Origin of the sequence: Pseudomonas sp. TAE6080 (genome assembly GCF_018732265.1) — a bacterium.
In the GTDB taxonomy this organism is placed as follows: Bacteria; Pseudomonadota; Gammaproteobacteria; order Pseudomonadales; family Pseudomonadaceae; genus Aquipseudomonas; species Aquipseudomonas brenneri.
In genome coordinates this window covers 1-11942 of the sequence record NZ_JAHIDY010000048.1, presented here as the reverse complement: position 1 = coordinate 11942, position 11942 = coordinate 1, and the positions used below count along the sequence as shown (strand labels likewise).

At 61.1% G+C, this 11942-nt stretch carries 8 protein-coding genes; 7 read left to right on the top strand and 1 reads right to left on the bottom strand.

Features of this window, described 5'->3' with window-relative positions; translation table 11 throughout:
- Positions 1 to 67: 67 nt before the first annotated feature.
- Genes KL786_RS25515 through KL786_RS25505 form a run of 3 tightly spaced genes read left to right on the top strand, consistent with a single transcriptional unit; the run spans position 68 to position 4340 of the window.
- Positions 68 to 1585, top strand: coding sequence for a serine hydrolase domain-containing protein (locus KL786_RS25515; protein ID WP_215519394.1), 1518 nt, complete (start codon positions 68 to 70; stop codon positions 1583 to 1585).
- Positions 1582 to 2907, top strand: a complete 1326-nt coding sequence (gene aptA, locus KL786_RS25510; RefSeq protein ID WP_215519393.1) for an omega-aminotransferase AptA — start codon at positions 1582 to 1584, stop codon at positions 2905 to 2907. Before KL786_RS25515 ends, aptA begins: the two co-directional genes overlap by 4 nt.
- Before the next feature lie 14 nt (positions 2908 to 2921).
- On the top strand, positions 2922 to 4340 hold the full coding sequence (locus KL786_RS25505; RefSeq protein WP_215519392.1) for an aldehyde dehydrogenase family protein: 1419 nt from the start codon (positions 2922 to 2924) through the stop codon (positions 4338 to 4340).
- A gap of 18 nt (positions 4341 to 4358) precedes the next feature.
- On the opposite strand, the gene KL786_RS25500 is transcribed toward KL786_RS25505, so the two are convergent.
- Positions 4359 to 5273, bottom strand: coding sequence for a LysR family transcriptional regulator (locus KL786_RS25500; RefSeq protein ID WP_065943183.1), 915 nt, complete (start codon positions 5271 to 5273; stop codon positions 4359 to 4361).
- Positions 5274 to 5520: 247 nt separating this feature from the next.
- Between KL786_RS25500 and KL786_RS25495 the strand changes: the two genes are divergently transcribed.
- From KL786_RS25495 to pgm, 4 genes are all read left to right on the top strand, one after another.
- Positions 5521 to 6543, top strand: a complete 1023-nt coding sequence (locus KL786_RS25495; protein ID WP_032860451.1) for a zinc-dependent alcohol dehydrogenase family protein — start codon at positions 5521 to 5523, stop codon at positions 6541 to 6543.
- 702 nt (positions 6544 to 7245) lie between these two features.
- The gene (locus tag KL786_RS25490) at positions 7246 to 8655 is read left to right on the top strand and encodes a hypothetical protein (protein ID WP_215519391.1); all 1410 of its coding nucleotides are present in this window, start codon (positions 7246 to 7248) and stop codon (positions 8653 to 8655) included.
- A 43-nt stretch (positions 8656 to 8698) separates the two neighbouring features.
- Complete coding sequence (locus KL786_RS25485; protein ID WP_215519390.1) at positions 8699 to 10099, top strand: aminotransferase-like domain-containing protein; 1401 nt, start codon at positions 8699 to 8701, stop codon at positions 10097 to 10099.
- Positions 10100 to 10213: 114 nt separating this feature from the next.
- Entirely contained in the window at positions 10214 to 11863 is a 1650-nt protein-coding gene (gene pgm, locus KL786_RS25480) for a phosphoglucomutase (alpha-D-glucose-1,6-bisphosphate-dependent) (protein WP_215519389.1), read from the top strand.
- The last annotated feature ends 79 nt before the right edge of the window (positions 11864 to 11942 follow it).

Below are 11942 nucleotides of genomic sequence, written 5' to 3'. Positions count from 1 at the left end.
CGGTAATGGCATGCAGCAGGCACCGCCTGTTGCATGCCCAGGCAGTGGAAATAAGGGGATAGATCAGATGACGAGTTTGCCGTTGCGCCGGGCACGGCCCAGCCAACAACGCGTATCGGCGCGTGGCGTAAGTGATTTCATCGATGCGGTGAACGCTGCGGGCCTGCAATTGCACAGTTTCATGCTCTACCGCGACGGTGCGGTGGTGGCCGAAGCATTTTGGGCGCCTTATCACGCTGCACGCCTGCATGTTCAGCACTCGGCGACCAAAAGCTGGATCGCCATGGCCGTCGGCCTGTTAGTGGATGACGGTGTGCTGTCGCTGGACGCCAAGGTGGTGGATTTTTTTGCCGCAGATTGCCCGCCATCCATCAGCGCCAACCTGGCGGCCATGACCGTGCGGGATTTGCTGACCATGCGCACCGGACATCGCCAGGGCATCTCCGGCGGGGCCTGGCGCGGGCGCAGTGACAGTTGGGTCAAATTGTTCCTCAGCGAGCCGGTCGAAGACCCGCCAGGGCAACGCTTCATCTACAGCAGCGCATCGAGCTTCATGCTCTCGGCGATTGTCAGTGTGGTCAGCGGCCAGACGGCGTTCGACCTGTGCAACGCGCGGATCTTCCAGCCCATGGGCATGGGCCCGATCGAGTGGGACCTTGCCCCTGGAGGTTTCAACACCGGCGGCAATGGCCTCAGCTGCCGTACCGAAGACTTGCTCAAGTTCGGCGTGCTGCACCTGCAACAAGGCAACTGGGAGGGGCAGCAATTGCTGTCCCGCGAATGGGTGGCCGAAGCCACCCGTGGGCAGGTCGATGATGTGTGGATGGGCGCCTTCGATGGCAAGCGCTATCTGGGCCGCGACGAGTCGAGCGACGCAGGGATCACGCGCCGCGAAGGCTACGGCTATCAGTGGTGGATGACCCAGCACGGTGGTTATTACGCCTCAGGAGTGTTTGGCCAGCAGTGCATCGTGTTGCCCCGCCATAACGCGGTGATTGCGTTTACCGCCGGGCTGCCACTGGGCGAGCGGCGCTTGCACAGCTTGCTCTGGCAATACCTGTTGCCGGCGCTGGGCGTGTCCACCGACGGCGCGGCGGATGCCGAACTGGCGGCGTTGCTGGCGCGCCAGCAGCGGCCCGTCATGTCCGGTGCTTCGCACTCACCGCGCCAGGCCGAGTTCAGCGGCACGTTCGTCATCGAGGCCAATGAAGACCAGGTCAGCGAAGTACGCCTGCAGTTGGGCAGCGAATATTGTGATTTCTACCTCACCGACCCCCGTGGCACCCACTGTATTCGCGCCGGGCTGGCCGATGGCATCGAAAGCCAGACCAGCATGACCGGCCACTATCTGCATCACCAATATCAGCCGGAGCTCACCCCGGTGGTCGCGCAGGCGCGCTGGAGCGACGACGGGGTGTTGTGCATGACCTGGCAGTTTGTCGAGACCGCGTTTTGTGACCAGGTCACTTGCCGCATCGAACACGGCATCTTGTCTGTGGACCGCAGCGTCAACGTTAACGCAGGCCCGTTGCAGCGCCCGACGCTGACCGGCCATCCAACCATTGCTTTGCAGGAGTCGCCATGAACGATCCTTCCAACCCTTCAGGTTCCGCGAGCGGCGCGTTCTGGGCACCGTTTACCCCGATGCGTCAGTTCCAGCAGCAACCGATGATGTTCGCCAGTGCCGACGGCATGCACTACACCACCACCGACGGACGTCGCGTACTCGACGCGATGGCGGGGCTGTGGTGCGTCAACGCTGGGCATGGCCAGCCGAAAATCGTCGAAGCCATTCGCGAAGCGGCGGGGCGCCTGGACTTTGTGTCGTCATTCAAGATGAGCCACCCCCAGGCCTTGGAAATGGCCGAGCGCCTGATTGAAGTCAGCCCCGCCGGCATGGAGCAGGTGTTCTTCACCAACTCGGGCTCTGAGGCGGTGGACACCGCGCTGAAGATCGCGCGGGCCTATCACCAGGCGCGTGGCGACTGCCGCCGTACCCAGTTTATCGGGCGCGCCAAGGGCTACCATGGCATGGGCTTCGGTGGGCTGTCGGTCTCCGGCATCGGCCGCCAGAAGCGTGACTTTGGTCCGCTGTTGGGGGAGGTCTCGCACCTGCCGCTGCCGTATGACGCGGGGATGCGTTTCAGCGTCGGGCAGCCGCAGCAGGGCGCCAGTTACGCCGATGCGCTGACGCAGTTGCTGGACATCCAGGACCCCAGCACCGTGGCCGCCGTGATTGTCGAACCGGTGATCGGCTCCGGCGGCGTTTACCCACCGCCCCAGGGCTATTTGCAGCGCCTGCGTGAGATTTGCACCCGGCACGGCGTGCTGCTGATTTTCGACGAGGTGATCACTGGCTTTGGTCGTGTCGGTGCTGCCTTTGCCGCGCAAGCCTTCGGCGTGACCCCGGACCTGATCACCACCGCCAAAGGCCTGACCAACGGCGCGGTACCCATGGGTGGGGTGCTGGTCAGCGGTGCGGTCTATGAAGCGTTCATGGCCGGGCCGGCCAATGTCATCGAACTGATGCACGGCTACACCTATTCGGCGCATCCGTTGGCGTGTGCGGCCGGGTTGGCAACCCTTGAGGTGCATCGTGAATTGGGCATCAACCAACATGTCAACGCTGTGAGCGGGCTCTGGCAGTCGACCGCACTCGCGTTGCAGGGCGTTGGACCGGTGCTGGACGTACGCGCTATCGGTTTGCTCTGCGCAGTCGAACTTGAGCCGCGTCCAGGCGCTCCAGGTGCGCGGGGCAGCGAAGTTGCACAGTGGTGCTTCGATAACGGCGTACTGGTGCGCGGCTCGGGCGACACCATCGTGATTTCTCCACCGCTGGTGATCAGCCCACAGGAGATCGCCCAGGTGTTCGACACCCTGGCGAGCGCCCTGAAACACGTGGCCTGAAGGGAGTCCAAAACATGTCGGATCTGTTTGAGTTCTATATTGACGGTGCCTGGGTCCAGCCCCACGGTACAGTCGTCGAAACCGTGGTAAACCCCTCTACCGAGCAGGTTGTCGGGCGCATCATCCTGGGCGATAGCCATGACGTAGACCGCGCGGTCAGCGCGGCCAGACAAGCGTTTGCGGGGTTCGCGGCGAGCTCGCTGGAGGCACGCATCGAACTGCTGCAACGCATTATCCAAGCCTACAAACACCACAGCGAGGCGTTGATCGAAGCGGTGCACCTGGAGATGGGCGCACCGCTGTCCCTGGCCCGCAGTGCCCATGTGCCGGCAGGCCTGGGCCACCTGACACAGGCGTTGGAGGTGCTGCGCGAGTACCGCTTCGAACGGCGCTTGGGCAATACGCTGGTGGTGCGCGAGCCCATCGGCGTGTGCGCCCTGATCACACCCTGGAACTGGCCGCTCAACCAACTCACCTGCAAGCTCGCGCCAGCGCTGGCGGTGGGTTGCACCGTCGTGCTCAAACCCAGTGAACGTGCGCCGTTGTCGGCCCGGATCATTGCCCAGGTGCTGCATGAGGCCGGGGTGCCAGCGGGGGTGTTCAACCTGGTCAACGGCGACGGCCCCGGGGTGGGCGCCGCGCTGGCAAGCCATGCCGAGGTGGACATGGTGTCTTTCACCGGCTCCACCCGTGCGGGCGTCGCGGTGGCCAAGGCGGCGGCGGATACGGTCAAGCGTGTGTCCCAGGAACTGGGCGGCAAATCCGCGAATATCCTGCTCGACGATGCCTGCCTGCCCAGCGCGGTGCGCCATGGGGTGCTGGGCTGCATGCGCAACAGTGGCCAGTCATGCAACGCGCCGACACGCCTGTTGGTGCCGCGTGCACAGCAACCGGCGGTGATCGAGATCGCCCGGCAAGTGCTCGCGCAGGTGTGTTACGACGACAGCAACCCGCTCATGGCTATCGGCCCTGTCGCCAACGGCATGCAATTCGCGCGGGTCCAGGCCTTGATCGCCCAGGCCATCGCCGAAGGTTCGCAGTTGGCTGCTGGGGGAGCAGGGCGTCCTGAAGGTATTGAGCGTGGTTACTACGTGCAGCCGACTGTATTTGCCGATGTCACACCAGACATGCTGGTGGCGCGCGAAGAAATCTTCGGCCCGGTCTTGGCGATCATCCCGTATGACAGCGAAACCGAGGCGATAGCCATCGCCAACGACAGCCCCTATGGCCTGTCTGGCTACGTCACCTCGGCGAGTCTTGAACGCAGCCACGGGGTCGCCCGCCAACTGCGTACCGGCATGGTCCACCTCAATGGTGCCCGTGCCGACCAGGCCGCGCCGTTTGGCGGCTACAAGCAGTCGGGCAACGGTCGTGAGTGGGGCGAGTATGGGTTTGACGAGTATCTGGAGAGCAAGTCGCTGTTTGGGTATTAGCGGTTTCAGCCGGTTTTTTCAGAGGCTGTCCGGGTCCCCGAAGAACATCTGAATCCGCGACCGCAACCAGCGCTCACCCGGATCGTTATCCTGGGAACCGCGCCACGCCATGTGCAATTCAAAACTGCGTACCGGCAACGGCGGGTCCTCGGCGCGCAAGCCGCCGGCAGCGGTCAAGGCTTCGGCGGTGTAGTCCGGGACGGTCGCCAGGATGTCGGTGCCGGCCAGCAAGGTACCCAGCCCGTTGAATTGCGGGACTGCCAGCACTACGTGGCGCTTGCGGTCGAGCTTTTCCAACTCTTCATCAATGAACCCGCTCAGGTCGCCGGCGAATGAGACCAGGGCGTGGGGGCGGGCGCAGAAGTCGTCCAGGCTCAATGCGCCAGGCACGCTGTCGGCGCGCAGCAGTTTGGGCAGGCTGCGGCGCAGGACCTTGCGCTTGGCGTTGGCCGGCAGGTCGGTGGTGTAGCTGACACCGATGGAGATTTCCCCGGAGGCCAGCAGGCCCGGCATCAGGATGTAATTGACGCGACGGATTACCAGCACGATACCCGGTGCTTCGGCGCGCAGGCGTTTGAGCAGTTGCGGCAGCAAGGCAAACTCGACATCGTCCGACAGGCCAATGCGAAACACGGCGGTGCTGGTGGCCGGATCGAATTCGGCGGCGCGGCTGACGGCGGTGGAAATCGAGTCCAGGGCCGGCGAGAGCAGGGCGAAGATCTCCACGGCCCGGGCCGAGGGCTCCATGCTGCGCCCGGTACGCACGAACAGCGGGTCATCGAACAGCCCGCGCAGGCGTGACAAGGCAGCGCTGATGGCCGGCTGGCCGAGGAACAATTTCTCGGCGGCGCGGGTCACACTGCGCTCATGCATCAAGGTTTCGAACACGATCAACAGGTTCAGGTCGACACGACGCAGGTCGTTACGGTTCATCTTGTGTCCTGGCAGATTCAGCAAACTTGACGTGAGCGGCCACATGACAACAATGGCCGGCATGAATCTTACGGGGAAAGGCTGGTACTCTGCACCGGCTAATTCAGTTTTCCTACACTGCCTAGGATATTTTCCTAGGCGGTGGAATCAATGACAGACATGACGACTATTAATGGCGACCGGTGGCCTTGCCCCGAAAGCCCAGATAAAGTTCATGGCATTAGAGGTTACTTTGGCGAGGTTTGCGATGTCCCGCACGATCCGTTTTCACAAGTTTGGTCCGGCCGAGGTGCTCAAGTGCGAAGAGCATGAAGCCACGTTGCCCGCACCGGGCGAAGTGCAGGTGCGTGTCGAAGCGATTGGCATCAGTTGGTACGACATTCTCTGGCGGCAGAACCTGGCGTCTTCCCATGCTCGCTTGCCTTCGGGCCTTGGCCATGAAATGGCTGGCGTAGTCGTGGCGGTGGGCGAGGGTGTTGACGACTTGGCGGTGGGTGACAAGGTCGCCAGCTTCCCAGCCGAGAGCCCGAATGATTACCCGGTGTATGGCGAGCTGATTGTCCTGCCCCGTTCGGCCCTGACCCGTTATCCGGATATCTTGAGCCCGGTGGACGCGAGCGTGCATTACACGCCGCTGTTGATTGCCTACTTTGCCTACATCGACCTGGCGCGGGTCAAGCCCGGCCAGTTTGCCCTGGTCACGGATGCCAGCCATTGTGCCGGGCCTTCGTTTGTGCAACTGGGCAAGGCCCTGGGGGTGCGGGTGATTGCTGCCACCAAGTCGCCAGAAGAGCGCGAATACTTGCTGTCCCTGGGTGCCGAAAAGGTCATCGTCACCGAAGAGCAGGACTTGCTGATGCAGATCAACAAGTTCACCGATAACCGCGGTGTGGATGTGGTGTTCGACGGCCTCGGTGGCCCGCAGATGTCGCTGTTGGGCGATGTGCTGGCGCCACGTGGCAGCCTGGTGCTGTATGGCCTGCAAGGCGGTAACCAGACCCCTTTCCCGGCCTGCGCCGCGTTCCAGAAGAACATTCAGTTCTTTGTGCACTGCATCGGTAACTTCACCGGCAAGCCGGAGCTGGGCATTATCCAGGATCAGGCAGCGTTGCAACGGGCCCTGCGTGATATCAACCAACTGACTGCAGACGGTGTGCTGGTACCGCTCAAGACGCGGGTATTTCCGTTCAGCGAGTTTGTCGATGCCCATCGTTACATGGACGAATGCCCGTGCCGCGAGCGGGTGGCTTTGCAGGTTGAAGCTGTTTGATCTGTGGGAATGTTCGTAAACGGACATTTCGCCTGTGCTTGCCATGGGGCAAATACGCCATTTAGAAGGACAGGATCTACGTCCCTTGCTGATTCTTCTGCCGGGATTTTGTTCCCGCGAAACCTGCCTTTGATACCGCCGCTGCCCTGAATCCCAGAGCAGCGGCGTTTTACATGGGCACTGCGGTAAATGCCGGCTCACCAAACTGCACTGGTTTTTGCGCCGAGTCTGTATCTTCTAATCATCAAACAAGCGCTGATAATTGCCCGGTCACTTTCATCTCAAGGACTGAGCAATGATTGCAGAAAACAAATCAAAACATCGGCTCGCTGTAACTAACAAGTCGTCTTGTATACCGACCCAAGGACATAGGTCTGTAGAGAGAGCCTTTAAGTGCGCGCGAACTAAATCCAGACTCCTCCCCGCACTATATGTGTCAGATCCTTCTTTAATGTTTGAGTTAAAGGTTGGTAGGAAGTTGTAAGACGGATCCTAGGCTGGCCAGAGGGCCAGCGTAAGGGCTTTCTTCGGCCGGTGATGGCATCTTCGTCGGGATGTTCCAACTGGCGCTTTGTTGTGTGGTGCTAACATTTAGCTATCAGCCTTAATCGCAACAGGCGCCAACTCTAAGTAAACAGCAGCTCGGACAGGCACGCCTAACTGCTTGCCCGGAACTGACAGTTAACCTCAGGTAGTAAAGCTATGAGCGCTATTCACGAACAAGCCATGAACTATGTTTACCAGCAAGTGTTGCAACGGTTGCAGGGCCACTTCTCACGGGCGGAGCGCACCGCACTTCAGTTATTGATTCAGCGGTTGATTGTGGCGGCAGGGGGTATCGAGCAGATCGGCAACTACAAAGTACTGGTCGCCCATGGGGGCGGCAAAGGCAGCAGCTACGCACTGGCTTTCCTGCGTGCCGCGCAATTGACCATCGCCGGCCGTGCGCCGAGGAGTTTTCAATTACGTGTCGCAACCCTGCGCCATACGGGGATGACGCAAGCGGCGCTGGACAGCATTCATCGTGGCTACAGCGCGTTGTTTTTCCATGACGACCCAAGGGTCGAGTTATTGATGGTGGAAAACCAGGAGGTTTTGCCCTTCAACCACTTACGCCCGGCTTCCACAGCGGGTCAGGATATTGGCCGGCGCAACATGTTGATGGTCGGGCATATGAGTTCGGGGGATATCCGCGCCAGCTTGTGCAACGACGGCTACTTGTCCCTGGGGGATTTTTATCGCCGTATCACTGCATGGGACGGTGGGGTACACGTCCTGGTCAGCAGTGATTCGCCGCGCAAGCAGAGTCAATACCTGGCATGGCTGGTCAGGACTACCCGTGCAACGGACATGAAAGGTCACACCGGACGACCACTGGCGCTCAACGCCCTGTTCACCCACATGGATGATTGCAGCGCCGGCTATTACCGCAATGTCTATGGCGAACATTACGCAGCACAGGATGCCTGCTCCAAGGAGGTTCATCGTCACCTGGCTTACATCGGTGTGGCCGATCTGTTGTGCACAACGGGGCAGGACTGCACGGCATTGCTCAACGACTTCATGGGCTACAAGCAGGATGAGTTCGCTTTTCAGTTCAGTACTCCGGCCTACGCGAATCCGTTGCTGATGGCCCACTTGCATGGTCTGCACGCACAAGTGCTGCAGGGCCTTGACTATCAACAGGGGGTCACGCGGTTTATCGAGCAAGCCATCGGCTTCATGCGCCGTAAAAAAATTCCCGAGTTGCTGATTGCCCAAGCCGGGTCCAGGGACGGGCGCATGCTGGCGGCGACCTACGCTCGCGAGTTCTTCGGCCTTGAAGAAAGCCAGCTGGTATGCCTGTTGTTTTCACCATTCATCCAGCAAGGACAGCGCCTGGAGGCTTTCTTGCGCCGCTGTCATCCTGGCATGCTGGTGGCGCTGCCCGAACTGCACAAAGCCTTGGAGGGCAAGCCGTCGGCCGAATTGATCCAGCACTGGGTTGTCGATACCAGTGGGCTCCCCCTGGCGCTGCTGCAGCACCTGTACCAATCCCATGTTGCGGCCAATGCCGCCTGCATCAATAGCGAGGATCCGACCAGCGGGCCCCACGGCGTGCCAGGGCACTGAGGGTGCATGCGTTACGGCAGCCATTGCCCGGGCAGAAAACGTCATGAGGGAGGGAAAGCAGGCAGACTTCGCCTATCAGGCCGTCTATCGCTACATGATCAACCTGATCAACGAAGTGGGCACCGAGGCCAGGGTCAAGTTGCCGTCCTTGCGACACTTGGCAGAGCGTCTGAATGTATCGATTTCCACCATTCAATACGCCTACTCGCTCCTGGAAAAGGAGGGCAGGGTGTACTCGGTGGCCAAATCTGGTTACTACGCCTTGCCCATTGCCATCAACACACCGTGCTGCACCGCTGGGGATTTGCTGGAGCGCCTGTATGTCGGGGCGCGCAGGCCGGGGATGTTGGTACTCAGTGCCGATGAACCGGCGCAACTGCTGTCCCTGGACGGTCCTTTGCTGCAATTGGAGCGTGAGCTGGTGCGCCAGTACCCGCGCCAGTTGCAGCCCTATTCCCAGCCGTGTGGGATCTGGGAGCTGCGTGCGGCGCTGGCGGCACGTTATACCCAATCGCCGACACGTTGCTGGCAGGCGGATGATGTCTATATCGGCGCTGACCTGCGGGGAGTGCTGGCCATCCTGATCGAGGTGCTGGCACTCAAAGGTGCGGCAGTGTTGGTGGAGTCGCCGTGTGACTGGTTGATCCTGCGTCTGCTGCAAGACGCCGGAGTGCGGGTGATTGAGTGGCCGTGCAACGAGCAGGGCGGGCTTGACCTGGCTTATCTGGAACAGCAACTGCGTGCCGAGAGCGTGCAATTGGCATTGCTGTCCTCGACCCCGGGTCTGCCCACGGGCAAAGCCATGCCCCTGGCGGATCAGGTGCAGGTGGCAAGGTTGCTGGAGCAACATGGCTGCTGGCTGTTGGAGAACGACATTCAGGGTGGGTTGGAATTCGAGGCCCGTTCCTGCTACTTGCGCGATTGGGTGAATCCTGACCGGCTGATGGTATTTTCCACCTTCGAAAAAGTCATGGGTCCGGAAGCGCCCTACGGTTATCTGCTCTCGCGGCACCTGAGTACGCAGCTGCAGCGTCAATTCCTGTTGCGTGCGTTTCGTTTGTCGTCGATTCGCCAGCGGGCGATTGCCCGGCTGTACCACAACGGCCGCCTTGACCAGCACCTGCAGGCGTTGCGCAGCCTGCTCAAGGGGCACACGGCAGCGATGCAGGCGCGCCTGGTCGAGCATTTGGGCGAGCGTGTGACATACCGTGCGCCGCAGGCAGGCGCCACCCACTGGTTGCGCTCGACTGAGGCCGTCGATATGCGCCGGGTATTCCAGAGCATGCTGGCGCGCCAGGTAGTGATTGCTCCTGGCGAGTTGTTCAGCGTAAGCGGGTTGTACCAGCAGCATTTTCGCCTGAGCCATGTGGTCAGCAGTCATCACAGCCTGGACCTGGTGCTGGAGGAGTTGGCACGGGCACTCAAGCAGGGGCAGAACGGATGAATTGGCTGCGTGGGAAATATCGCGGGTTAATGTGGGATAGATACCGTCGCTTGGCGGTCGAAGTCCCAGTAAACTGCATTCTTTTTCCGAATCCTTCTTTTCAGAGGTTTTTGCATGACTCTCAGTCCTTTTGCGGGCAAACCGGCGCCGGCTCAATTGCTGGTGGACATCCCGCGACTGGTGACGGCCTATTACACCGGCCAGCCCGATGCAGCCATCTCCACTCAACGCGTGGCTTTTGGTACCTCCGGGCACCGTGGTAGCTCTTTTGACTTGAGCTTCAATGAATGGCACGTATTGGCCATCAGCCAGGCCATCTGCCTGTACCGCGAAGCGCAAGGCATCAATGGCCCGCTGTTTGTCGGCCTCGACACCCATGCGCTGTCCACGCCGGCGGGCGCTAGCGCCCTGGAAGTGCTGGCGGCCAACGGCGTGCATGTGATGCTCGCCGAAGGCGATGAATACACACCGACCCCGGCGATTTCCCACGCCATCATCTGCTACAACCGTGGCCGTACCAGCGGGTTGGCCGATGGCATTGTCATCACCCCGTCCCATAACCCGCCCCAGAGCGGCGGTTATAAATACAACCCGCCCAACGGCGGCCCGGCCGATACCCATGTCACCAAGTGGATCGAAGCCAAGGCCAACGAGCTTTTGGCGGCCAAGCTGGCCGGGGTCAAGCGCATCACTCATGCTCAGGCGTTGAAAGCTGACACGACCCATCGCCACGACTACCTCAATACCTACGTGGCCGACCTGATCAATGTCATCGACATGGACGCCATCCGTAGCGCCGACTTGCGCTTGGGCGTGGATCCATTGGGTGGAGCAGGGGTGCGCTACTGGTCGGCTATCGCCGAGCATTACCGTTTGAACCTGGAAGTGGTGAACACTGAGGTCGACCCGACTTTCCGCTTCATGAGCGTGGATTGGGACGGCCAGATTCGCATGGACCCGTCCTCCAGCTATGCGATGCAAGGCCTGATCGGACTCAAGGAGCGCTTCGACGTGGCGTTCGCCTGCGATCCGGACCACGACCGCCACGGCATCGTTACCCCCTCTGGCGGGCTGTTGGCGCCGAACAACTACCTGGCCGTGTCCATCGATTACCTGTTCCAGAACCGTCCCCATTGGCGCGCTGATGCTGGCGTGGGTAAAACCGTGGTCAGCAGTGGTTTGATCGACCGCGTGGCCGCGCGCATCGGCCGGCGCCTGTATGAAGTGCCGGTGGGCTTCAAATGGTTTGCGGACGGGCTGTTCGAAGGCTCCCTGGGCTTTGGCGGCGAAGAAAGCGCCGGGGCTTCGTTCCTGCGCAAGGACGGCAGCGTATGGAGCACTGATAAGGACGGCTTGATCCCGGCTTTGCTGGCCGCTGAAATGACCTCGCGCAAAGGCCAGGACCCTAGCCAGATCTACCGTGGCCTGACTGACGCCCTGGGCGAACCCTTCGCCATTCGTGTGGATGCCAAGGCCACGCCGGCGCAGAAAGCGCTGCTGGGCAAGTTGGCGCCGGAGCAGGTCACGTCCACGCAATTGGCCGGGGAGAGCATCCAGCAGATCCTCAGCCATGCGCCAGGTAACGACCAGGCGATTGGCGGGCTGAAAGTCATGACTGAAAACGGCTGGTTCGCCGCGCGGCCATCGGGCACCGAGGATATCTACAAGATCTATGCCGAGAGCTTTATTGGCGAAGATCACCTCAAGCGCCTGGTGGAAGAGGCGCAGGTGTTGGTGGATGGTGCGATCACCAGCCAGCCGTAAAAACTGTGGATCCGGGATTTCAGTCTGAATGAAGATCAAAGGTGGGAGCTGTCGAGCCCCGGCGAGGCTGCGATAGCGG